The 24165-nt window shown below is 66.6% G+C and carries 20 protein-coding genes; 11 read left to right on the top strand and 9 right to left on the bottom strand.

What is annotated here, in order from left to right; genetic code table 11:
- Window positions 1-545 precede the first annotated feature (545 nt).
- The 6 genes from EDF74_RS05500 (at window position 546) to EDF74_RS05525 (ending at window position 10414) form a co-directional block, all read left to right on the top strand.
- The gene (locus tag EDF74_RS05500; protein WP_123729125.1) at window positions 546-3032 is read left to right on the top strand and encodes a GH92 family glycosyl hydrolase; all 2487 of its coding nucleotides are present in this window, start codon (window positions 546-548) and stop codon (window positions 3030-3032) included.
- 58 nt (window positions 3033-3090) lie between these two features.
- Window positions 3091-4134: a LacI family DNA-binding transcriptional regulator gene (locus EDF74_RS05505; protein ID WP_123729126.1), complete on the top strand. Its 1044-nt coding sequence runs from the start codon at window positions 3091-3093 to the stop codon at window positions 4132-4134.
- A gap of 44 nt (window positions 4135-4178) precedes the next feature.
- Complete coding sequence (fucP, locus tag EDF74_RS05510) at window positions 4179-5489, top strand: L-fucose:H+ symporter permease (protein ID WP_123729127.1); 1311 nt, start codon at window positions 4179-4181, stop codon at window positions 5487-5489.
- Window positions 5485-6492, top strand: a complete 1008-nt coding sequence (locus tag EDF74_RS05515) for a carbohydrate kinase family protein (protein WP_428999144.1) — start codon at window positions 5485-5487, stop codon at window positions 6490-6492. The genes fucP and EDF74_RS05515 overlap by 5 nt, the downstream gene beginning before the upstream one ends.
- The gene (locus tag EDF74_RS05520) at window positions 6489-7682 is read left to right on the top strand and encodes an AGE family epimerase/isomerase (RefSeq protein ID WP_123729129.1); all 1194 of its coding nucleotides are present in this window, start codon (window positions 6489-6491) and stop codon (window positions 7680-7682) included. The genes EDF74_RS05515 and EDF74_RS05520 overlap by 4 nt, the downstream gene beginning before the upstream one ends.
- Before the next feature lie 89 nt (window positions 7683-7771).
- Window positions 7772-10414 carry a beta-mannosidase gene (locus EDF74_RS05525; RefSeq protein WP_123729130.1) on the top strand — a complete coding sequence of 881 codons (2643 nt, stop codon included), beginning with the start codon at window positions 7772-7774 and terminating at the stop codon, window positions 10412-10414.
- A 73-nt stretch (window positions 10415-10487) separates the two neighbouring features.
- Here EDF74_RS05525 and mtnC read toward each other — a convergent pair whose 3' ends face one another.
- From mtnC to EDF74_RS05550, 5 genes are all read right to left on the bottom strand, one after another.
- Complete coding sequence (gene mtnC / locus EDF74_RS05530; RefSeq protein ID WP_123729131.1) at window positions 10488-11186, bottom strand: acireductone synthase; 699 nt, start codon at window positions 11184-11186, stop codon at window positions 10488-10490.
- Between the two features lie 3 nt (window positions 11187-11189).
- Window positions 11190-11753, bottom strand: a complete 564-nt coding sequence (locus EDF74_RS05535; RefSeq protein WP_123729132.1) for a 1,2-dihydroxy-3-keto-5-methylthiopentene dioxygenase — start codon at window positions 11751-11753, stop codon at window positions 11190-11192.
- A 117-nt stretch (window positions 11754-11870) separates the two neighbouring features.
- Entirely contained in the window at window positions 11871-12512 is a 642-nt protein-coding gene (locus EDF74_RS05540; RefSeq protein WP_123729133.1) for a methylthioribulose 1-phosphate dehydratase, read from the bottom strand.
- Window positions 12513-12624: 112 nt separating this feature from the next.
- On the bottom strand, window positions 12625-14049 hold the full coding sequence (locus EDF74_RS05545) for an amino acid permease (RefSeq protein WP_121036665.1): 1425 nt from the start codon (window positions 14047-14049) through the stop codon (window positions 12625-12627).
- A gap of 68 nt (window positions 14050-14117) precedes the next feature.
- Complete coding sequence (locus tag EDF74_RS05550) at window positions 14118-15596, bottom strand: amino acid permease (protein ID WP_123729134.1); 1479 nt, start codon at window positions 15594-15596, stop codon at window positions 14118-14120.
- A 162-nt stretch (window positions 15597-15758) separates the two neighbouring features.
- Here EDF74_RS05550 and EDF74_RS05555 point away from each other — a divergent pair, with 162 nt between their 5' ends.
- Complete coding sequence (locus tag EDF74_RS05555; RefSeq protein ID WP_428999145.1) at window positions 15759-16364, top strand: NUDIX hydrolase; 606 nt, start codon at window positions 15759-15761, stop codon at window positions 16362-16364.
- Between the two features lie 42 nt (window positions 16365-16406).
- Here the strand turns inward: EDF74_RS05555 and serA are convergent, their stop codons facing one another.
- Window positions 16407-17648: a phosphoglycerate dehydrogenase gene (gene serA / locus EDF74_RS05560; protein WP_123729136.1), complete on the bottom strand. Its 1242-nt coding sequence runs from the start codon at window positions 17646-17648 to the stop codon at window positions 16407-16409.
- A 204-nt stretch (window positions 17649-17852) separates the two neighbouring features.
- On the opposite strand from serA, the gene EDF74_RS05565 reads away from it, so the two are divergent.
- The 4 genes from EDF74_RS05565 (at window position 17853) to EDF74_RS05580 (ending at window position 22257) form a co-directional block, all read left to right on the top strand.
- Entirely contained in the window at window positions 17853-19241 is a 1389-nt protein-coding gene (locus EDF74_RS05565) for an FAD-binding oxidoreductase (protein ID WP_123729137.1), read from the top strand.
- A 61-nt stretch (window positions 19242-19302) separates the two neighbouring features.
- Entirely contained in the window at window positions 19303-19599 is a 297-nt protein-coding gene (locus tag EDF74_RS05570) for a DUF2388 domain-containing protein (RefSeq protein ID WP_123729721.1), read from the top strand.
- On the top strand, window positions 19599-21413 hold the full coding sequence (locus EDF74_RS05575) for a DUF4105 domain-containing protein (protein WP_123729138.1): 1815 nt from the start codon (window positions 19599-19601) through the stop codon (window positions 21411-21413). Before EDF74_RS05570 ends, EDF74_RS05575 begins: the two co-directional genes overlap by 1 nt.
- 103 nt (window positions 21414-21516) lie before the next feature.
- Complete coding sequence (locus tag EDF74_RS05580; protein WP_123729139.1) at window positions 21517-22257, top strand: MliC family protein; 741 nt, start codon at window positions 21517-21519, stop codon at window positions 22255-22257.
- A gap of 45 nt (window positions 22258-22302) precedes the next feature.
- Here the strand turns inward: EDF74_RS05580 and EDF74_RS05585 are convergent, their stop codons facing one another.
- The 3 genes from EDF74_RS05585 to EDF74_RS05595 all read right to left on the bottom strand — a co-directional run bounded on the left by EDF74_RS05585 (window position 22303) and on the right by EDF74_RS05595 (window position 24159).
- Window positions 22303-22764 carry a hypothetical protein gene (locus EDF74_RS05585; protein WP_123729722.1) on the bottom strand — a complete coding sequence of 154 codons (462 nt, stop codon included), beginning with the start codon at window positions 22762-22764 and terminating at the stop codon, window positions 22303-22305.
- A complete protein-coding gene (gene yeiP, locus EDF74_RS05590) occupies window positions 22754-23320 on the bottom strand; it encodes an elongation factor P-like protein YeiP (protein WP_121036675.1) in 567 nt (188 codons plus the stop codon). The genes EDF74_RS05585 and yeiP overlap by 11 nt, the downstream gene beginning before the upstream one ends.
- A gap of 68 nt (window positions 23321-23388) precedes the next feature.
- The gene (locus EDF74_RS05595; protein ID WP_123729140.1) at window positions 23389-24159 is read right to left on the bottom strand and encodes an SDR family NAD(P)-dependent oxidoreductase; all 771 of its coding nucleotides are present in this window, start codon (window positions 24157-24159) and stop codon (window positions 23389-23391) included.
- Between the last annotated feature and the right edge of the window lie 6 nt (window positions 24160-24165).

Here is a 24165-nt window from a genome sequence, read left to right on the forward strand (position 1 = left end):
TGAAACGGTGGCGATACGAATTCTTTGAATCGATCTAATGTTGAAGGCGAATCATCTCGGGCGTCGAGTCGCCTGGCGCGTCCCGCATGCATCGCGTGGGGCAGTCCCCCGGCTCCCCACTTCCGGCAATCGTGACCGTTTTAAGTTGGATCGATCTAAACGATTGGCGGCGAATTTTTAACACGACCGGCGCCGGGAAGCATGCTGCTCCGCAATATGGACCATGAGCGACCGTCCGCAGTGCGGGCGCTACGAGCCAGCGCAACAGGGGATTCCTTCTACACCTCGCAGACAGGCACTTGCCGCGATCGTTTCCTGGACACCTTGGTGGGCGACGGGCGTTCCGCGCGGGACGGCGCGCGGCGCGCGTTGGCGGAGGACGCGTGCATGTTGCAGCGCAGAATGCATCCGCCGAAATCTCCGTGCTTTACTTAAATCGATCTAAATTCACCGGGGTGTGGATTGGGTCATCCCGTCCCAGGAACCGCCGACCCCGGTCGCCGCTGGTTCTCGCCGCCGCCACGTCCGCCAAGGAGTCCGTGTCCGTGACCCGCTTTTCCCGACATCCTGCTGTTGCTGCTACCCCCGGCGTTCGCCCGGTCCGCCGTCGTCCGCTCGCCGGCCTGGCCTGCCTGCTGGCGCTGAGCTGCGCGCCGCTGGTGCTGCAGGCCGCACCCGCCGCACTGGAGCGCGAGGTGAACACCTTCATCGGCAGCAAGGATGACGGCAACACCTTCCCGGGCGCCTCGGCTCCGTTCGGCCTGATCCAGGTCAGCCCGATCGGCGAGCACTATGCCGGCTGGCGTTATGACGACCCCAAGATCCGCGGTTTCGGGCATTCGTTCCTGTCCGGTGCCGGCTGCTGGGAGCAGGGCGGGCAGGTCTCGGTACTGCCGGTGACCGGCAGCATCGGTCCGGGCGGTGACTTCAATACCGACGACGCCAAGAGCTTCGACCACAAGCGCTACGCGTCCAGCTATACCCACGACGGTGAAGTCGGCCAGGCCGGGTATTACAAGGTACGCCTGACCAATTACGGCGGCATCGATGCCGAGGCCACCGCACGCACCCGTGCCGCAGCCGAGCGTTACACCTTTGCCGCCGATGCGGATACCGGCCACGTGCTGGTCAACCTTGGCCAGGCCAACGAGCGCCATTCGGTGATCGGCAGTGTGGTCGACGTGGTCGGCGACCGTGCCGTGGAAGGCAAGCTGGTCACCAAGAGCTTCTGCGGTGGGCATCAGTACACCACCTGGTTCCGCATCGAGTTCGACCGCCCGTTCAAGGCGTTCGGGACCTGGGGCGAGGGCGGTGGCCTGCCCGGCGCACGCCACGGCATGGAAGGCGAACTCAAGCCGAGCGGCGCCTGGCTCAGCTTCGATCTGGCCAAGGGCCGTGCGGTGACCGCGGTCAGCGCGATTTCGCACGTGGATGCCGAAGGCGCGCGCGCCAATCTGCGCAGCGATGGCATGCAGGGCGATCGCCTGCTCGGCTTCGATCAGATGCGCCAGATGGCGCAGCAGCAGTGGCGCAAGGAACTGGCGGCCGTGCGTGTGCAGGGCGGCAACAGCGACGACCGCACCGTGCTGTACACCGCGCTGTACCACGCGCTGCTGCAGCCGCTGACCGGCAGCGACGCCGATGGCCGCTACCGTGGTTACGACGACAACATCCATCGCGCCGATGGCTGGACCTACTACGAGTATTTCTCGCTGTGGGATACCTACCGTGCGCAGAACCAGTGGCTGGCGCTGACCAAGCCCGACGTCGCGCGTGACATCGGCCGGACCCTGCTGGCCATTGAAGCGCAGGGCGGCTGGTTGCCGCGCTGGGGCTATGCCAACTTTGAAACCAACATCATGACCGGCGACCCGGTCACGCCGTTCCTGGTGGATCTGTGGCGTTTCGGCGCGCTGGACGGCCGCGAGGGTGAGGCTTACACCGCGCTGCGCAAGAACGCCTTCCAGGTGCCGCCGATGAACTCGCGTCACGCCGGGCGCTCGGGCAACCCGAACTACCTGGCCAACGGCTACGTGCAGTACGACCGCGCCTTCCCCTCCAAGGGCATGGACGTGGATCCGCACCACGGGGGATCGGCAACGCTGGAATACGCACTGGCTGACTGCGCGCTGGCGCAGATGGCCGATGGCCTCGGCCATGCCGCCGATGCCGGCGTGCTGCGCGAGCGTGGCCGCAACTGGCACAAGGTGTGGGATCCGTCGGTGCGTGACGAGGAGGGCGACTTCAACGGCTTCCCGCGGCCGCGCATGGAGGATGGCGCGTGGTACCTGCCGGCCGATGGCAAGTACAGCCCGCGCTCGCATCACGGGTTCCATGAAGGCACCGCATGGCAGTACCAGTGGCTCGCGCAGCAGGACGTGCCGGGCCTGGTCCAGGCCATGCACGGCCGCGAACAGACCGCGCGCCGACTGGATACCTTCTTCGCTTACGACGCCCTCGTTACATCGCCGCTGACCGCCGCCCGCAAGGAATGGGTGGTCGGGCCGTACAGCTACTACAACCAGTTCCGCTACAACCCCAACAACGAGCCGGACCTGCACGCGCCGTGGATGTACACGCTGATCGGCCAGCCGTGGAAGACCGCCACCGTGGTGCGCGCCGCGCAGCAGTTGTTCACCAATGCACCCAATGGCGTCACCGGCAATGATGACCTGGGCACGATGTCGGCCTGGTACCTGTTCAGTGCGCTGGGGCTGTACCCGGCGGTACCGGGCAGCGGCGAGTTCCTGCTGCACACGCCGCGCTTCGCTCGTGCCGAGATCGATCTGGGCCAGGGTAAAACGTTGACCTTGAAGGCGCCGGGCGCGGATGGCCGCCAACTGCAGTATGTCCAGAGTGTCCAGGTCGATGGCCGCGCGCATGCGCCGGTGTGGCTGGACTGGGCCCAGCTGCAGCGCGGTGGCACCATCGCCTTCGCCCTGGGCGGCACCGCGCCGGAGAACGGCTGGGGCACCCAGGCCGAGGCGCTGCCGGCCTCGTTCTGCGCCACCCCGGGCGCGGTACTGGAATGAGCAGCAGGTCAGCGCGATCGTTTAGGCTTGCACCTTGCTTGAGGAACCCGACGACCCGATGAACGACAAGGCCACCCCTGCCGGCAAAGGTACGCGCGCGGTCACCGTGACCGACATCGCCGAAGCGATCGGCGTGTCGCGCGCGACCGTGTCGCTGGTGCTGCGCGGCAGCCCCTTGGTCAACGTCGACACCCGGGCCAAGGTGGAAGCCGAACTGCGGCGCCAGCGGTATGTGTACAACCGCGGCGCGGCCAACCTGCGCCGGCGTACGTCCTCGAGCGTGGCGCTGGTGATCAATGATCTGTCCAACCCGTTCTTCGCCGAATTCGCCTCCGGGGTGGATGAAGCGCTGGGCGGCAAGGGCTTCGTGACCCTGCTCGGCAGCACCGGCGAATCGCCGGAGCGTCAGCAGGCCGTGCTGGCTACGCTGATGGAGCACATGCCGGCCGGGCTGATCCTGTCGCCGGCCGAAGGCAGCGATGCGGGGCAGCTGCGCCAGGTGCTCGGTCATGCCAACGTGCTGCTGTTCAATCGCGAACTGCCCGGCGCCGAATGGGATTTCCTGACGCTGGACAACCAGCAGGGCGCCTACCTGGCGACGCGCCATCTGATCGAGCAGGGCCACCGCCGTATCGCGTTCTATGGGGGTCATGCCGTGTCCAGCTCGTGCCATCAGCGCCGTACCGGCTATGCACAGGCGCTGGTGGAGGCGGGGATGCCGGTGCAGCCGGAGTGGCTGATCGAGACCTCGCCCAGCCGCCTGGATGCAGCCGCCCGCACCGGTGAGCTGTTCGCGCTGGGTGCAGTGCCGACCGCAGCGGTCTGCTACAACGACAGCGTCGCGCTGGGCCTGATGCTGGGCCTGGCCTCGCGCGGGGTGCAGCCTGGCCGCGACTTCGCAGTGACCGGTTTCGATGATATTTCCGAGGCCTCCGTGGCATCGCCGCCGCTGACCACGCTGACGGTCAACCCGCGCGAGCGTGGGCGGCAGGCCGCGGAGCTGCTTCTGCAGCGACTCGATCACCCGGAGGCGGCGGCACAGCGTACTGTTGCACCGGTCCAACTCCGTATCCGCGAAAGCAGCGGCAGCACTGTCGCCTGATTCCGCCCCTTTTCACCTGCTCGCGCAATGAGGCGCGTACTTGAATGCCCATTTCCCCAACGCCCCGTCTCCCGTCCTCGTCCTCTGCTGCGCCCGTGGTGAACACGCGTGTCGCGCTGGCCGTGGCGACCACGATCTTCTTCATGTGGGGCTTCCTCACCTGCCTCAATGACATCCTGATCCCGCATCTGAAGGCCGTGTTCGACCTGACCTACGCCCGCGCGATGCTGGTGCAGTTCACCTTCTTCGGCGCGTACTTCCTGATGTCGGTGCCGGCCAGTCGCCTGGTCGCACGGCTGGGCTACAAGAACGGCATCGTGGCCGGCCTTGCCATTGCCGCAGTGGGCGCGCTCGGCTTCTGGCCGGCGGCCGAGCTGCGGGTGTATGAAGCCTTCCTGGGCGCGCTGTTCGTGCTGGCCACGGGCATCACCGTGCTGCAGGTGGCGGCCAATCCGTACGTCGCCCTGCTGGGCCCGGAGCAGACGGCCTCCAGCCGCCTGACGCTGGCGCAGGCGTTGAACTCGCTGGGTACGGCGATCGCGCCGATCTTCGGTGGCCTGCTGATCCTGGGCAACACCGTCAAGAGCGCGGACGAGATCAATGTGCTGCCGATGGCCGAACAGCTGGCCTATCGCACCCAGGAAGCCCAGTCCGTGCAGGGCCCGTATGTCGGCCTGGCGATCGCGCTGGTCCTGCTTGCCGTGTTCGTGTATCTGTTCCGCCTGCCGGCACTGAATGAGACGACCGAGCAGAACGGTGGCGACAAGCACACCCTGATGGAGGCGCTGCGTCACCGCCACGTCCGGTTCGGCGTGCTCGGCATCTTCTTCTACGTGGGTGCGGAAGTGGCGGTGGGCAGCGTGCTGGTGAACTACCTGTCGCTGCCGAACATCGGCGGCTTCAGCGAACAGCAGGCCACGCATTACGTCTCGGCGTACTGGACGATGGCGATGATCGGCCGCTTTGCCGGTTCGGCCATCATGACCCGCTTCTCGCCGCGCCTGCTGCTGACCCTGTTCGCCAGCATGAACGTGGCGCTGCTGGCCCTGACCATGCTCACCCAGGGGCAGGTAGCGCTGTACTCGGTGGTGGCGATCGGCCTGTTCAACTCGATCATGTTCCCGACGATCTTCGCGCTGAGCATCGAACGCCTGGGCACGCTGACCACCAAGGCCTCGAGCCTGCTGATCATGGCGATTGTCGGCGGGGCGCTGATCCCGGTCCTGCAGGGCAAGCTGGCCGACCATATCGGCCTGCAGCCGTCCTTCATCCTGCCGCTGCTGTGCTACGGCTACATCATCTTCTACGGCCTGTGGGGTTCGCGCCCGGCCGTTGGAATCCGCCAGGGAAATTGAGGCCAAGATGTCCAAAATTGTCTGTTTCGGCGAGATTTTGATCGATCTACTTGCCCAACCTCCGGCGTCTCCCGATACCCCCCGTGCCTTCCTGCAGTACGCCGGCGGCGCGCCCGCCAACGTAGCTGTGGCGGCCGCACGGCTGGGCGCGGACACGCATTTCGCTGGCATGCTGGGCAAGGACATGTTTGGCGACTTCCTCGCCGAGAGCCTGGCCAATGCCGGCGTGGCGACCGATTGCATCGTGCGCACGGATGAAGCCAAGACCGCGCTGGCGTTCGTCGCACTCGATGCCAGTGGCGAGCGCAGCTTCAGCTTCTACCGCCCGCCGGCGGCGGATCTGCTGTTCCGTAGCACGCATTTCCACCCGAACTGCTTCGAGGGCACGCGCAGCTTCCACGTGTGTTCCAACAGCCTGACCGAGGCGGAGATCGCGCAGGCCACGCTGGAAGGCATGCGCCGCGCCCGCCAGGCCGGCGCGATGGTCAGCATCGACCTCAACCTGCGCCCGGCGCTGTGGCCGACCGGTGTCGACCCGCTGCCGCGCCTGTGGGAAGCGCTGTCGCTGGCCGAGCTGGTCAAGCTGTCGCGCGAGGAACTGGAGTATCTGGCGGGCTCGGTGCCCGGTGGCGACGCTGCGGTGGTCGAGCGCCTGCTCGGCGCGCAGGCGCAGGCGGTGGTGATCACCGACGGCGCCGCGCCGATCCGCTGGCACACCCGCCACGGCAACGGCGTACTCACCGGCTTCCAGGTGACGACGGTGGATTCCACCGCCGCCGGCGATGCGTTCGTGGGCGGCCTGCTGTTCGGCATCGGCGAACGCGGCGGTGATGGCACGGCGTTCCCCGCGTTCTGCGCGGGACAGGCCGGCCTGCTCGAGGCGATCCACTTCGGTGCGGCTGTCGGTGCCCTGGCGGTCACCCGCAAGGGGGCGTTCGCCGCGATGCCCAGCCTTGGGGAAGTCCAGCAACTGCTGCAGCAACAACAGGAAACCGCCGCATGAGCACCACCACCGCATCCCAGCCCGATTTCCGTTCGCCGGATTTCCTGCGCGCCCATGTCGCGCGGACGATGGCGTTCTATCAGCCGCATGAAATCGACCCCAAGGGCGGCTTCTTCCATTACTACCGTGACGATGGCAGCGTGTACGACGCCAGCCACCGTCATCTGGTCAGCAGCACGCGTTTCGTGTTCAACCACGCGATGGCCTACCGCGAGTTCGGCAAGCCCGAGGACCTGGCGGCGGTCGAACACGGTGTGCGTTACCTGCGCGAGATACATCGCAATCCGGCCACTGGCGGTTACGCCTGGACGCTGCGCGATGGCGTGGTCGAAGATGCGACCAACCACTGCTACGGCGTCGCGTTTGTGCTGCTGGCCTACAGCTGCGCGCTGAAAGCTGGCATTGCCGAGGCGCGTTCGTGGATGGACGAGACCTGGCAGCTGCTGGAAACGCGCTTCTGGGAACCGGCGTTCGGCCTGTACAAGGACGAAGCCGATGCCGACTGGACCTTCAGCGACTACCGCGGCCAGAACGCCAACATGCACATGTGCGAGGCGATGCTGGCCGCGTTCGAGGCCAGTGGCGAGCAGCGCTATCTTGATCGTGCGCTGCTGCTGGCCGACCACATGACCCGCCGCCAGGCCGCGCAGGGCGATGGCCTGGTGTGGGAGCACTACGACACCCAGTGGCAGATCGACTGGGACTACAACCGCGACAACCCCAAGCACCTGTTCCGTCCCTGGGGCTTCCAGCCAGGGCATCAGACCGAGTGGGCCAAGCTGCTGCTGATCCTGGACCGCCACGTACAGGCCGACTGGCTGGTGCCGACCGCGCGCCATCTGTTCGATGTGGCGGTGGAGCGCAGTTGGGATGCCGAGCGTGGCGGGCTGTACTACGGTTTCGCGCCGGATGGCAGCGTCTGCGATGACGACAAGTATTTCTGGGTGCAGGCCGAGTCGCTGGCCACCGCCGCGTTGCTGGCCAAGCGCACCGGCGATGCCGTGTACTGGGACTGGTACGACCGCCTGTGGGCGTATGCGTGGGCGCATATGGTCGATCACCAGTACGGCGCGTGGTTCCGCATCCTGGATGCGGACAACCGCAAGTACAGCGATGAAAAGAGCCCGGCCGGCAAGACCGATTACCACACCATGGGCGCCTGCTACGAAGTGCTCAACGTAGTGCGTTGAATCCGGTAGAGCCGACCGTCGGTCGGCTGCCCCAACATCCCGGTAGAGCCGACCGTTGGTCGGCTGCTCCCGCAGCCAGGCAGGTCCTCATGCGCGCGCACAGCCGTCTCCATGTCGTTGCACCGGCCAGCTGGCTGTTGCTGGTCCTGCTGGCAGCATGGGCACTGCCCGTGGCAGCCGCCCCGCTGCTGGCAGAGTGGTCATTGCGCCTGTTGCCCGGTGATGCCCAGCTTCGTGCCCACCCGCAGCTGGGCGAGTGGCGTGCTGCGCAGGTGCCCGGGGCCGTGCATACCGATCTGCTGGCGCAGGAGCAGATTCCCGATCCTTACGTGGGTGCGCCGGAAGCCGGGCTGCAGTGGATCGGCCTGTCCGACTGGGAGTACCGCGCACGATTCGATGTGGATGCGGCCACGCTGGCGCGCGCGCATGCCGAGCTGGCGTTCGAAGGGCTGGACACGTTCGCCACCGTCACGCTCAACGGCCAGCCCCTCCTGCAGGCCGACAACAGCCACCGCACCTGGCGGGCGCGGGTGGATGGCCAGTTGCGGCCCCGCGGCAATGAGCTGCGCATCGTGCTGCGTTCGCCGATCCGCACCCTGCTGCCGGTCGTGCAGGCGATGCCGCACAAGATCGCCGGCAACTACCCTTCGCCCTATGGCGATGAGCCCAAAGACGCGATGGTCGGCAATTTCGTGCGCAAGCCGGGCTATCACTTCGGCTGGGATTGGGGCCCGCGTTACGTGACCGCCGGCATCTGGCGGCCGGTGAAGCTCGAGAGCTGGGACGCACAGCGCCTGACCGCTCTGGTGGTGCAGACCCGCAGCCTGGACGCGGCCAAGGCGGACCTTGAGATCGCGGTCGAGGTGGAAAGCGCGGTGGTTGGTTCTGCGTCCGTGCAGGTGGATGTCCTGGATCCGGACGGCAAGCGCGTGGCGCGCATCGACCAAAAGACGATGCTCAAGGCCGGTGACAACCGCATTGCGGTGCCGGTCGCGCTGCAGAAGCCGCGGCGCTGGTGGCCGGCCGGGCAGGGCGAGCAGGCCCGCTACACTGTGCGTGCCACCCTGGCGCCTGAGACGGCGGAGGCGACGCACATCGAGCAGCGCACCGGCCTGCGGACCGTCGAGCTGCGCCGCGAAGTGGACCGCAACGGCGGACAGGGCTTCGCATTCGTGATCAACGGTGTGCCGATCTTTGCCAAGGGCGCCAACGTCATTCCGTTCGACATGTTCCCCGCGCGTGTGGACGCGGCGCGGATTCGGCGCGAGCTGACCGCAGCGCGCGATGCCAACATGAACATGCTGCGCAACTGGGGCGGTGGCTATTACGAAGACGATGCGTTCTTCGATATCGCCGACGAGCTGGGGCTACTGGTCTGGCAGGATTTCATGTTCGGTGGCGGGATGCAGCCAGGTTACGATCCCGCGTTCCGCGCGAACGTGGTCCATGAGGCGCGCGACAATGTGCGCCGTCTGCGCCATCACCCCAGCGTGGTGCTGTGGTGTGGCAACAACGAAGAAGAGACTGCATGGAAGGACTGGGGCCATGGCCGTGACCTGACCGCTGCCGATCCTGCCTTCGCTGCGAAGGTCTGGCAGGGGTATGTGGACCTGTTCGGCAACGACCTGCGCCAGGTGGTGACCGAGGAAGGGCTGGGCGTGCCGTACTGGTCGAGCTCGCCGAGCAATGATCTGGACGAGAAGGCCAACGATTCCACCCGCGGCGACAAGCACTACTGGCAGGTGTGGGGCAACCCGGCGCTGCCGGTCACCGCGTACCTGCGTGAAACGCCGCGTTTCATGTCCGAGTACGGGCTGCAGGCCTGGCCGGCGCTGCGCACGCTGGACGGCATCATTCCCGCCGCCGAGCAGCAGGTCGACAGCCCGACGGTACGCGCGCATCAGAAGTTCATGGCGGGCGAGGGCAACCAGCGCCTGCTCAAGTACATCGAGGAGGAGTACGGCACGCCGCGTGACTTCGCCACGTTCGTCTACCTGAGCCAGGTCATGCAGGCCGATGGCATCCAGCTCGCTGCCCTGCATCACCGGGCCTCGCGGCCGTACACGATGGGCTCGTTGTACTGGCAGCTCAACGATGTATGGCCGGGGGCGTCGTGGTCCAGCATCGATTACGCCGGGCGTTGGAAGGCGCTGCATTTCCACGCCAAGCGCTTCTTCGCCGACCACGCGGTGGCGGCACTGCGCGATGAAGGGGTGACCCGGGTGAGCCTGCTCAATGATCGTCAGCAGGGCCTGCAGGCCACGTGGCGGCTGCGCGTGATCGACCTCGATGGCACCCAGCGCAGTGAGCAGCGGCACACCGTGGCAGTGCCGCCGCTGTCCGCGCTGGAGGTGGGGCGATTTGCCGACGCGGACCTGTTGAAGGGCGCCGATCCAACCCGCACCGTGGCGGTGGTCGAGCTGTTCGATGGCGCGACGCTGTTGTCGCAGCAGGTGGTGTATTTCGTGCCGGCCAAAGCGTTGGCGCTGTCACCGGCGAAGATCGACAGCGCGCTGCGCGCCGATGGCGACGGCTACCTGCTGACGCTGCGCTCGCCCACGTTGGTGCGGGCGCTGTGGATCGACTTCGATGGGCGGGACGCCGCGCTCAGTGAAAACGCGCTGGACCTGGTGCCGGGTGAAACGGTGACGATCCGGCTGCGCGCGGAGGCGGATCTGGCGACGCTGCGCAACGCGTTGCGCCTGCACTCCTTGGCAGATATCCGGAGGTAGGGCCACGCCATGCGTGGCTGGCGTGGTACCGGAATCGCGCGAAAGGCATCCACGCATGGCGTGGATCCACCCGTTACAGCGTGATCTGCTGGAAGTTCTCGACGCGGTCGTGGCCGTGTGTGGCCTCACCACTGCGTGGCAGCGGGTAATCGTCCAAGCGGTCGATCAGACGCGTCTGCAGGCCGGCGTCGCGCGCGGCATCGAGCTCTTCCACCACGTCGGACAGGAACAGAATCTGCGCGGCCGGCACATCGATCGCCTCGACGATACGGCGGTAGCTGTCGGCCTCACGCTTGCCGCCGACTTCGGTATCGAACCAGCCCGAGACCAGCCCGGTCAGGTCACCGGCTTCGCTGAAGCCGAAGAACAGCTTCTGCGACGGCACCGAGCCGGAGGAATACACGTACAGCGGCTTGCCCTCGGCATGCCACCCCTTCAGCACGGCGGCCACTTCCGGATAGAAGTGCGCCTTGTAATCGCCGTTGCGGTAGCCGGCTTCCCAGATCATGCCCTGCAGCGCCTTGAGCGCGGTGTGCTTGCGGTCCTGGTCGATCCAGCCCTGCAGCGTCTCCACGATCAGGCTGTCCTGGCAGGCACCACCGATCTCCACCGCCACCGCGTCCAGCCAGCGGCGCACCTGCGGCTCCTGGCCATGCGCGGCGACGAACGCCGGCAGTGCCTTGCGCGCATACGGGAACAGCACGTTCTTGACGAACGAAATGCTGCTGGTGGTGCCCTCGATATCGGTGAGGATGACGGTCGGTTGCGGCATGGATCAGTCGGCCTGGTGCTGTGCGGGGTGGTAACGCGGGAAGGTCTGGGCGATGTCGCTGCCGGTGAAATGGCCGACCCAGCCGTCCGGCTCGGTGAAGAAGCGGATCGCCACGAAACTCGGTTCCTCGCCCATGTCGAACCAATGGGTGATGCCATCGGGCACGGCGATCAGATCGTTCTTGACGCACTCGATCTCGTAGACCTTGCCGTCCACGTGCAGGGTGAACAGCCCGGAGCCGGCGACGAAGAAGCGGACTTCATCTTCCTTGTGGAAGTGCTCGTCCAGGAACTTCCTGCGCAGCTCGGCGCGGTTCGGGTTGTCCGGCGCGATCGACGCGACGTCCACACTCTTGAAACCGTGTGTGGCGACGAGACGGTCGATATCGACCTTGTAGGCGGCGAAGACCTCGTCCTGGCTGGCGCCCGGCGCGACCTCGTGGGTCGCCTGCCAGCGCTCGAACGTGACGCCGATCGGCTTCAGCTCGGCGGCGATCGCCTCGCCATCCCGGCTGTCGAACAGCGGGACATCCGGGGCGGTGTCATCAAAGATACGGAGTCGGCTCATGGCGGCAGCATCGAGGCGAAGAGGGGAGGGAAAGGGTACCAGTGCGGCGCCAGGGTGGGGGCGACGCACTGATGCCGATGCGCGGAATACAGATTCTCTTCAGGAATCTGAGCGCGATCAGCCGCGCAGCTTGCGCAGTTCCAGCTCACAGTGGAGCAGGAACTCGAAGGCTTCCATGTGGCGGCGTGCCTCGGCCATGGTGCGGCCCCAGGCGTACAGGCCGTGGCCGTCGATCAGATAGCCCCACAGCGGCTGGGTGTCGAGCAGGGCATCGACCTGTGCCGAGAGCACGTCCATATCCTGGGTATTGGCGAACACCGGCACGTCGACCGCCATCTCGTGCGTGCTGTTGCCGTGGAAGGCCTTCAGCAGCTCGTAGCCCTCCAGGCGGATATGGCCCTGCGGCGCATACAGGCGCGAGGCGATGGTCTGCACCGGTGAATGGGTGTGCAGCACGCAGCCGATTTCCGGGAAACGGCGGTACAGCTGGGTGTGCAGCAGCGTCTCGGCGGACGGGCGCAGCGGGCGGCCGACGGCCTGGCCGTCGAAATCCACCACCATGATGTCGTCCTCCACCAGCCGGCCCTTGTCCTTGCCGGACACGGTGATCGCCGCGTGGCGGTCATCCAGGCGGTGGGAAAAGTTGCTGCTGGTGGCCGGGGTCCAGCCGGCGTGGGCCAGCTCGCGGACGTTGTCGATCAGCAGCTGGGCCAGTTCGCTCAGGCGCGCGGTGTCGTAGGGGAAGGTGGGGGTGTTCATGGGGCTATTTTACGGCGCTTCCATCGATTTCGCGCGCTCTGCGGTAGTGCCGGCCGCCGGCCGGCTCCTCATGAGCGTGTTGGGTGCACGTGGAGCCGGCCAGCGGCCGGCACTACTTGCGCAGACGGCTATGGCGATACCCATAACAGAAGTAGATCGCGAAACCACCCAGCGTCCAGAAGCCCATCAGCATCCAGTTGTGGGCCGTCATCGCCGTCAGCAGCGCGATGCAGCTGAGCACACCCAGGCTGCAGATCAGCCACGCCATCGGCATCCGGAACGGACGCGGCAGGTCCGGTTGGGTGCGGCGCAGGATCAGTACGCCCGCGCAGACCGCCGCGAACGCGATCAGCGTGCCCATCGATGTCAGCTCACCGAGCACGTCGAGCGGGAACACCGCCGCCAGCAGCGCGATGCCGATGCCGGTGATCACGGTGTTGATGTGCGGGGTGCGGTACTTGGGATGGATCTTGGTGAACAGCGGCGGCAGCAGGCCGTCGCGGCCCATGATCATGAAGATGCGCGGCTGCGCGATCACCATCACCAGCACCACCGAGGACAGCCCGATCAGCGCGCCGATCTCCACGACCACGCGCAACCAGCCCAGCTGCGGATGCGCCGCCACCGCGGTCACCACCGGCTCATCGGTCCCGAGCAGCTGGTACGGCACCAGCCCGGTCATCACCGCGGCCATCGCGATGTACAGCACGGTGCAGATCACCAGCGAGAGCAGCATGCCGATGGGCATGTCGCGCTGCGGTTTGTGCGATTCCTGCGCGGCGACCGACACCGCTTCGAAACCGATATAGGCGAAGAACACCATCGCCGCACCGCGCAGCACGCCGTCGAAGCCGTACTTGCCGGGGCCTTCATTCTCCGGAATGAACGGGGTCCAGTTGGCCGGGTCCACGTATTTCCAGCCGACCACGATCACCAGCACGATCAACGCGGTCTTGAGCACCACCATCGCCATGTTCATGGCCGAGGACTTGCTGATGCCCACGTAGCACAGCCAGGTCAGCAGCAGCACCAGCACCGCGGCCGGGATGTTGGCGATGGCGCCGGTCGGGCGCAGCTGGCCATCCAGTGGCGCACTGACCAGCGCGGCCGGGAGATGGATGTCGAAATGACTGAGCAGGCTCAGGAAATAGCCGGTCCAGCTGACCGCCACGGCCGAGGCGGAGACGCCATATTCCAGCACCAGCATCCAGCCGATGAACCAGGCCGAGAGCTCGCCGAAGGTGGCATAGGTATAGGTGTAGGCACTGCCGGAGACCGGCACCATCGCCGCGAACTCGGCGTAGGCCATCGCGCAGAACGCGCAGCAGATCGCGGCCAGCACGAAGGACAGCATGATCGCCGGGCCGGCGTGGTTGGCCGCGGCCTGGCCGGTGATCACGAAGATGCCGCCGCCGATCACCGCGCCGATGCCCAGCGCGGTCAGGCCCCAGGGGCCGAGGGTACGGCGCAGGCTCAGGCCGTTGGCGTCTTCATGGGCGGCGTGCGGATGCTTGGTGGCCCACAGTTGCTTGAACATGGTTTGGATGTCTTCTCAGGCGCGACGTATCAAACGACCGGGCCGGCACTGGGCCGGCCCGGCAGCACTCAGGCGTTCTTCTTGTTCAGCTTGCTGTGGCGGATGCCGTAGCCGAAGTAGATGCACAGGCCCAGCAGGGTCCAGGCCACGAACAGGTGCCAATGCACCACGAACGCCTGGTAGAACAGGAACAGGCAGGCCAGGGCGCCCAGCGGGCAGATGACCCATACCATCGGTACGCGGAACGGGCGTTCCAGCTCCGGCCGTGTGTAGCGCAGGATCAGCACGCCGATACAGACGGTGGCGAAGGCCAGCAGGGTGCCCATCGAGACCAGCTCGCCGAGCACGTTCAGCGGCACGGTACCGGCCAGGGTGGCGGCAATGGCGCCGACAACGATGGTGCTCCAGTACGGGGTACGGAAGCGCTTGTGCACCTTGCCGAAGATCTTCGGCAGCAGGCCGTCACGGGAGATCGTGTAGGCGATGCGGGTCTGGCCCATCATCATCACCAGCACCACCGAGGAGAGGCCGGCGATCGCACCGATTTCCACCGCGGTCTTCAGCCAGGACAGGGTCGGGTAGGGCTCCAGCGCGGTCGCGACGGGCTTGTCCGTGCCCAGCAGGTGATACGGCATCATGCCGGTCAGCACGGCGCAGACGATGATGTAGACGATGGTGCACACGGCCAGCGAGCCGAGCAGGCCGATCGGCATGTTGCGCTGCGGGTCCTTGGTTTCGCCGGCGGCGGTGGAGACCGCATCGAAGCCGATGTAGGCGAAGAACACGATGGTTGCCGCACGGAACACGCCGCTCCAGCCGAACTCACCCGGCACGCCGGTGTTCTCCGGAATGAAGGGGGTCCAGTTGGCCGTATCCAGGTGCGCCGCGCCGAAACCGATGAACAGACAGATCACGGTGACCTTGATCGCGACGATGATCGCGTTGACGAAGGCCGACTGGGTCACGCCGACGTACAGCAGGCCGGAGACGGCCGCCACGATCAGTACTGCCGGCAGGTTGAACAGTTTGCCGGAGGAGATGAACTCATGGCCGGTCCAGGCGATGGGCGCAGCGCTGAGCGCATCGGGGAACGGCATGTTCAGCGTCGTGGTGATGAAGCTGATCAGGTACGCCGACCAACCCACCGCGACCGAGGCCGAGGCGAACAGGTACTCCAGCACCAGGCACCAGCCGATGAACCAGGCCATGCCTTCGCCGAGGGTGGCGTAGGAGTAGGAGTAGGCGCTGCCGGAGACCGGCATCATCGCCGCGAATTCTGCGTAGCACAGGCCCGCCAGTGCGCAGGCGAAGCCGGCGAACACGAACGAGAGCATGACGGCCGGACCGGCATGGTTGGCCGCAGCCTGGCCGGTCAGCACGAAGATGCCTGCACCAATCACCGCACCAATGCCGAGCAGGATGAGATGTTTGGCGGTGAGGGTCCGTTTCAGCGTGACTTCGCCGTCCAGGCTGCCTTCGATGGGTTCGCCGGCATCGACGTGGCCGGCCGGTTCGACCGGCTTGACCCTCAACAGAGACTTCAGCATGCAGTGCTTCCCTAAAATGAACAAAGGTGAGGCGCGCGGTACATTGCCGCACGCCCTGATGGCGACTGGGCGCCCCAGCGGTGCGGGGCCCGCTGTACCTTAGCCAAAGCTGAAGCCGCTGTACAAGCACAAATGCAGCATGGTCGAGCGATAATCGGCCAAATCCGCACGATGCCTGCACCTGCCATGTCGCTGAACCCCGAATCCGTTGCCATTCCTGACGCCGCCCTGCGCAGTCAGCTTGACAATTACGCCCGCCGACATCCGGAGCACGCGGCATTGGCTGACGAATTCAGCACAGTGCTGGACGATCCCGAGAACCCGTTCCTGCGCGAGCGCCTGGCCGGGCACTTCACCGGCAGCGCGTGGCTGGTCAGTGCCGATGGGCAGCGCGTGCTGCTGACCCACCACCGCAAGCTGGACCGCTGGCTGCAGCTGGGCGGGCACGCTGATGGCGAGCGCGATCTGGCCCAGGTGGCGCTGAAGGAGGCCGAGGAGGAATCCGGGCTGACCGCGCTGGTGCTGGAAGATGGCGAGTTGTTCGACATCGACAAGCACTGGATTCCCGAACGCAAGGACGTCGCGGGGCATTGGCACTACGACGCCCGCTACGTCGTGCGGGCGCTGGGCAGTGAGCAGTTCGCGATCAGCGAGGAATCGCTGGCGTTGGCCTGGCGCGAGATCCGTGACGTGGCCAACGCGGCGATCGAGACCCCCGATGGGGATGATTCGCTGCCGCGCATGGCCAAACGCTGGCTGGCGCGGTGATTTAACGGGGACGGGGGTAGTTATTAACTACCCCCGTCCCCGTTAATAAAGAACGCGGGTGCGCAGCGTGCCCGGGATCGCGGCCAGTTCGTCGCGCACGGCGCCGGCCTGGGCTTCGCTGGCGGTGATGTCGATCACCACGTAGCCGACCTTGGCGTCGGTACGCAGGAACTGGCCGTCGATGTTGACGTTGTGGCGCGAGAAGATCTCGTTGACCTTGGACAGTACGCCCGGCACGTTCTGGTGGATGTGGAGCAGGCGCAGGCTCTCGGCGTGCTCGGGCAACGTCACTTCCGGGAAGTTGACCGCCGACAGGGTGCTGCCGTTGTCGCTGTAGCGCACCAGCTTGGCCGCCACTTCCACGCCGATGTTGTCCTGCGCTTCCAGCGTGCTGCCGCCTACGTGCGGGGTCAGGATCACGTTGTCGTGCGCGGTCAGCGGAGAGACGAAGGCATCGCCGTTGCCCTTGGGCTCGACCGGGAACACATCCAGCGCCGCACCACCGAGGTGGCCCGAGCGCAGCGCTGCATCCAGTGCGTCGATGTCGACCACGGTGCCGCGTGCAGCGTTGATCAGGTGGGCCCCGGGACGCATCCGCGCCAGTTCATCGGCACCGATCATCCATTGCGTGGCGGGGGTTTCCGGCACATGCACGGTCACGATGTCAGCGCGCGACAGCAGGTCATCCAGGCTGATCGCCGCGCGGGCATTGCCCAGCGACAGCTTGGTTTCCACATCGTGGAAGATCACCTGCATGCCCATCGCCTCGGCCATCACGCCGACCTGGGTGCCGATATGGCCGTAGCCGATGATGCCCAGCGTCTTGCCGCGCACCTCATGGCTGCCGGCCGCGGATTTGGACCAGCCGCCGCGATGGCATTCGGCGTTCTTCTGCGGGATGCCACGGGTCAGCATGATCGCTTCGGCGATCACCAGCTCGGCCACGCTGCGGGTGTTGGAATAGGGGGCATTGAAGACCGGGATGCCGGCCAGTTCCGCTGCCTCCAGGTCCACCTGGTTGGTGCCGATGCAGAAGCAGCCGACCGCCATCAGGCGCTTGGCGCTCGCGAGCACGTCTGCGCTGAGCTGCGTGCGCGAGCGGATGCCGACGATGTGGGCCTCGGCGATGCGGGCCTTCAATTCGTCTTCGGGCAGCGCCTTGCTGTGCAGTTCGATCTGCGAATAGCCGGCCGCGGTGAACACGTCGATCGCGGTCTGGCTGACCCCCTCGAGCAACAGTACGCGGATATCCTGCTTCGGGAACGAGGTCTTTTTCGGCGACATGGGCGGCGTGCGACGTATGGCGGTGGAGCCCCCAACTATGCCAGAAGCCGGCCGCGATGGTGCGGTGCGCCAATCGACGTTCAAACGGTTTCAGATGCACCTATTTTCGTGAGTGCGTGTGGCCGTCACCGGCGCGCCTGCTACTGGACGCGGCCGGTAGCGGCTGGCAGGCTTGCGGGCTCCCCCGGCACCGCCAGACGCCCCATGACCGATCCGCGCCTCGATTCGCTGCTGCACGCTTGCCCCGGCCTGCGCCTGAAGACCGATCCGGCCGATCTGGAGCACTACGGCCGCGATTGGACCCGGCGCTGGACCCCCGCGCCGCTGGCGATCGCCCTGCCGGGCACAGTGGAGGAGGTGCAGGCGATCCTGTGCTGGGCCAGTGCCCAGCACGTGGCCGTGGTGCCCTCCGGCGGCCGCACCGGCCTCTCCGGTGGCGCGGTGGCAGCACACGGCGAGCTGGTGCTCAGCCTGGAGCGGTTGAACAAGCCGCTGGCCTTCGATGCCGTCGACCGCACGCTGACCGTACAGGCCGGCATGGCACTGGAGGCGGTGCACAACGCCGCGCTCGAGCACGGCCTGATCTATCCGGTGGATTTCGCCGCACGTGGTTCGTGCTCGATCGGCGGCAACATCGCCACCAATGCCGGGGGCATCCGGGTGATCCGGTACGGCAATACACGCGAGTGGATCGCCGGCCTGAAGGTGGTCACGATGGCCGGTGAGCTGGTCGAGCTCAACAAGGGCCTGATCAAGAATTCCAGCGGCTATGACTTCCGCCAGCTGCTGATCGGCTCGGAAGGCACGCTCGGCGTGATCGTCGAAGCCACCTTGAAGCTCACCGATCCGCCGCCGGCCAGCAACGTGATGCTGCTGGCGCTGCCCTCGTTCGAGGTATTGATGCAGGTGTTTGCCGCCTTCCGCGAGCGGCTGCAGCTGCAGGCCTTCGAGTTTTTCACCGACCGCGCGCTCGAGCACGTGCTGGCGCATGGCGCGCAGGCACCCTTCGACAAGGTCCATCCGTACTACGTGGTGACCGAATTCGCTGCCGGCGACGAGGCGCAGGAAGCCGCCGCGATGGCCGCGTTCGAAGACTGCATGGAGCACGGCTGGGTCAGCGATGGCGTGGTCAGCCAGAGCGATGCCCAGGCCGCGCAGCTGTGGCGCCTGCGCGAGGGCATCACCGAAGCGGTGGCGCGCTACAAACCCTACAAGAACGATGTCTCGGTGCGGATCTCGGCGATGCCGGCCTTCCTTGCCGAAACCCAGACGCTGATCGGGCAGGCGTACCCGCAGTTCGAGGTGGTCTGGTTCGGGCACATCGGCGACGGCAACCTGCACATCAACGTGCTCAAGCCGGACGAGACCGCCGATGCGGAGTTCCTGACCCAGTGCGAGCACGTCACCAAACTGCTCGCCGGAGTGCTGGCCCGTTTTGACGGCAGCATCTCGGCTGAACACGGGATCGGCCTGGTCAAGAAGGGCTACCTGGACAGCACGCGCAGCGCGCCGGAAATCGCACTGATGAAGGCGGTCAAACGTGCGTTTGATCCCCAAGCGCTGCTGAATCCCGGCAAGGTGTTCGACCTCTGAAGCAAGACAGCGTTTCACGCAGCCTATACGCTCTGTGCTTTCCACCGCGAACGACAACCTGATGATGCGTCCGATCCTGCTTCTTGCCGTGCTCGCCCTGCCGTTGTCGGCGATGGCCTCCAGTTTTGCCGGCAGCTCTGCCGGTTCCGCCTCTGGCGCGTCCTCGGCCGGTTCGTCCAGCTCGGGCGATGACAAGATCGTGCTCGATGCACGCGATGACGCCGCGGCCTTCGTGGCCAGCGACGGTGCGATCCGCGGTGCACGCCTGGAGGCAGCGCTGCTGCACCTGCGCGAGCAGAGCGTTGCGCAGCAGCAGGCCAGCGACATGGTGCTGGCCAGGACCCTGCTGGCCCGCTGATGCGAACGCTGGGTCAGGTCCGCCGCTGGCGTTGGGCGGTCCTGATCGCGTGGCTCGCCGCGCCGTTCGCACAGGCAGCGCTGCAGCTGGAGTTGCAGCCGCAGGGATTGAGCGCCGCGCAGAGCGTGGCCGCCGAGCGTGCGCTGCAGCAGGTACGCATGCGCATGCCGCCGTCGTGGCAGGGACGCTTCCAGCAGCCGGTGAAGGTCCGTTGGTCGGACACGTTGCCGGCCCATGTGCACGGCCGTGCCCGCAACGGCACGATCACCCTGCAGCGCGCACTGCTCGACAGCGTGCAGGAGGATCAACCATTGCCGCGCCCGCTCGAGGCGGCACTGATCCATGAACTGACCCACGTGCTGGACCGTTCGCCGCAGGGCGGCTGGTCACGCGACGCGCGGCTGCGCGACCTGGCCGGCTGGCAACGACGCCCGTGGAAACTCGGCCGCACCGGCAACGCCTTCAGCGGGCGCAGCCCCGATGATTACGAGCGTGCCAGCCCGGCCGAGTTCCTGGCGGTCAACGCCGAGCACCTGCTGCTCGATCCTGATTACGCCTGCCGTCGACCGGCCGTCGCCGCGTGGTTCGCCGACCACCTGGGGCCGATCGTGCACGCGGTCGACTGCGACACCCGTCTGCCGCTGATGCAGGCCGAAGAGGACGCGGGCGCTGCGACGCTGCTCGAGCTGGATCCGGCGCGGGTTTACGGCGTCGACTACCTGCTCGCCGAAGGCAATGACCAGCTGATGAGCCGCTGGGGCCACAGCATGCTGCGGCTGGTGATCTGCGCGCCGGGACGACCACGCGGGCCGGCCTGCCGGATGGATCTTTCCCATCACCGCGTGCTGTCCTACCGCGCCTTCGTCGGCGATGTACAGATCTCCAGCTGGCGCGGGCTGACCGGCGCCTATCCTTCGCGCCTGTTCGTGCTGCCGCTCAACCAGGTCATCAACGAATACGCCCAGGTGGAACTGCGCGGGCTCTCGTCTGTCCCGCTGGCGCTGGAGGCGCCGGACATCGCCAGCCTGCTGGAGCGTGTCGCGCAGGTGCACTGGAGCTATGACGGCCGCTATCTGTTCGTCAGCAACAACTGCGCGGTAGAGACCGGGAAGCTGCTGCAGGAAGGCGTGCCACGCCTGGCATCGCCCGGGTTGAACCGGCTCACGCCGCGCGGGCTGCTGTCCCGTCTGGAGCGCCTGGGCGTGGCGGATGCCAGCGTGCTGGCCGATCGCGGGCAGGCGACGCGACAGGGCTATTACTTTGCCTCTGCCGAAGATCACTACCAGCAGTTGTTCGATGCGGCGCGCCAGCAGCTGCCGCTGGGCACGGCAGACGTCGGCCACTGGTTGCGGCAACCGGCCAGCGAGCGTGCACGCTGGGTAGAGCAGGGCGATCTGCGCGCGACGGCCGCCCTGCTGTTGCTGGAACAGGCAGCACTGCGCCGCGAGGAACTGCGTGCGCGCGATGTGCTGAAACGGCTGCTGGGCGATCCGGACAACGCCGATGGCACGGCGCGCGACGCGCTGCGCGCATTGCTGGAAGACACCGGCCAGCTGATCAGTCCGGCCGCGCTTGTGCAGGGGGACGGCTACGGGCTGCCTTCGGCGGACGAGCGGGTGCAGGCCAGCGCGGCGGCGGCGCAGCTCAGCGCCCGGGGTGTGCCGGCCTGGCAGGCGTTGCAGACACAGCTCAAACACCGCCTGCCACAGGCACAGCAACGCGAACTGGCCCTGATCGACAGCAACCTGGCACGGATTGGCGCGCGCATGCGTGCGCTGGCGCGAGAGGACGAAGGACGGGTCGCACCGCACTGAACCGCGTGTTCAGCGATGCCCGGAAGGTCAGCGTTGCTTCACCTGCTCTCACGGCGCGGCAGGTACGATCAAGTGTTGTTGACGTAATCGCAAGGAGTCCCTCATGCGCGCATCTCCCTGGTTGTTGAGTCTGGCCATTACCGGCGCACTGGCCGCCTGCCAGCCGGCCAGTCAGAGCAGCCCCGCCGCCGATGGCAGTGAAGCCCCCCCGCCGATCGATGCTTCCACTGCTGAAGAGCGCGCGTATGCGTTCCGCTGTGGGGAGCTGGAAGTGCATGCCACCTATCGTGGTCAGGATTCGGCAACAGTAGTGGTGGGCGACCGTACCTTCCCGATGTCTTCGCAGCCTGCAGCGTCCGGCGCCAAGTATGGCGATGGGCAGGGCAATGAGTTCTGGACCAAGGGCACCACCGAAGGCAGCCTGATCCTCAATGGCGAGCCGGACCGCACCTGCACCGGCACCGGCGAGCAGGGCGGCGAAGCACCGCCGGCCAAGGCCACGGCTGAGGCAACGGATCCTGATGCTGCAGGCGGCTTCCGAGCGACCGGCAACGAGCCGGGCTGGCTGGCCCAGGTGGCGGCGGGTGCAACGCCGGCGCTGCACATCGAGATGGACTATGGCGAGCGCAAGCTCGAGATTGCCAGCCCCACCCAGGGCCGTGACGGCTGGTCCGGTACCGCCGCCGACGGCACGCCGGTCAAACTGACCTTCCAGCGCACGGTGTGCCAGGACGACATGAGCGGCCAGGCCTTCGGTGCCACGGCCATGCTCACCGTCGGCGCGCGCCAGTACCACGGCTGTGGTGATTTCGCCGGTGCGCCATCGTTGGCGGCCAAGCCCTGATCACGTTGCAGACACCGGATGCGCGCGTGCGCGTCCGGTGAACCCTCACATGCCGCGCGGGCAGGGGTTGGGCAGCGCCCGGCTGTCGACATCGAGCACGAGTTCATTGCGGGTGCCCAGCAGCATCAGCTCGGTGTGCACCAGGCAGTTGTCGGCATGGCGCTGCAGGAGTTGATTGAAGCGCCGGGCACGGTCGTCGCAGCTTTCGTGGATCGCGTAGGCCAATTCTCGCGCACGGTCTTCGTCGTACGCTTCTTCGCCAGCGAAGTGCTGGCAGGCGCTTTCGCGCGTCAGGAAGGCCTGTACGTCGCCGGGCATCGCGCAGTACATGCGGATGTCCTCGGCCACGAACACCTGCGCTGGCACCTCGCAGCGGGCATTGCCGTCGCTGCTGTCGGAGATCGCATCCGTGGCCGACGCATCCAGCGCCTCACTCTCCACTGCCCGCGGCGAGCACGCCGCGAGCAGCAGGAGCAGGACGATCAGTGCGGACCGCTTAGTCGGCACGGCCGGCGAATTCACCGGTGGTGGTGTTGACCAGCACGCGTTCGCCGTTGGCGATGTACTCCGGCACCATGATCTCGATGCCGGTGCTGAGCTTGGCCGGCTTCGGGCGCTTGGTGGCGGTGCCGCCCTTGAGCTCCGGCGGCGTCTCGACGACTTCCAGTACCACGCTGGTCGGCAACTGCACGCCCACCGGGGTTTCGTCGATCACCTGCACATAGATGCCGGTCAGGCCATCGGTGATGTAGCCGGCATCATCGCCGAGCACGTCCGCATCGACCATGTACGGGGTGTAGTCCTCGTCATCGAGGAAGACGAAAGCGTCGCCATCCATGTACGAATAGGTCGCCTGGCGGCGCAGCAGCTCGACTTCCGGCAGGTTGTCGTCGGCATCGAAGCTGGAATCAAGCTTGTTGCCGCCGGGCACGCTGTACATGATGAAACGGAAGCGGACATTGCCGCCGCGGCCCTGCGGGGAGCTGCGTTCGATGTCGCGGATCTGGTAGACGCCGTTGTTGAATTCGACGACGTTGCCTTTCTTGATGTCGCTGGCTTTCATGGGAATGAAGGTCGGTTCGTGGAGGTGGCGGGTGCCGGAACCGGGCACCCATCGGGTTGCGTGCTCGCTTACTTCGGCGCCAGACGCACGGCGCCGTCAAGGCGGATGGTCTCGCCGTTGAGGTAGGTGTTGCCCAGGATATAGGCGACCAGGCCGGCGAAATCCTCCGGCTTGCCCAGGCGGGGCGGGAACGGGATCGAGGCGGCCAGCGATTCCTGCACGGCCGGCGGCATGCCATCGACCATCGGGGTCCAGAAGATGCCCGGGGCGATGGTCATCACACGGATGCCGAAGCGCGACAGCTCGCGGGCCATCGGCAGGGTCATGCTGACCACGCCGCCCTTGGAGGCGGCATACGCGGCCTGGCCGATCTGGCCTTCGTAGGCCGCCACGCTGGCGGTGTTGATGATCACCCCGCGCTCGCCGTCGTCGCCCGGGGTGTTGTGCTGCATGCGGTTGGCGGCGGCCTTGGCGACGTTGAAGCTGCCAACCAGGTTGACCATCACCGTGCCCTGGAAGTTGGCCAGCGGCATCGGCGCTTCTTTGCCGAGCACGCGGCCGGCGCCCAGAATGCCAGCGCAGTTGATCGCGGTGTTCAGCCCCCCCAGGAAGTCGCAGGCGGCATCGATCTGCGCGGCGACGGCGGCTTCGTCGCTGACGTTGGTGCTGTAGTAGCGCGCGTTGGCCTCCCCAAGCTCGGCCACGGCGGCCGCGCCCTTGTCGTCATTGAGATCGAACAAGGCCACCTTGGCGCCGTTGGCGACCAGGTGCTGGGCCACGGACAGGCCGAGGCCGGAGACACCGCCGGTGATGACGGCGCGGACAGAAGACAGCTGCATTGCATG

This window comes from Stenotrophomonas rhizophila (genome assembly GCF_003751305.1).
Taxonomy (GTDB): Bacteria; Pseudomonadota; Gammaproteobacteria; order Xanthomonadales; family Xanthomonadaceae; genus Stenotrophomonas; species Stenotrophomonas rhizophila_B.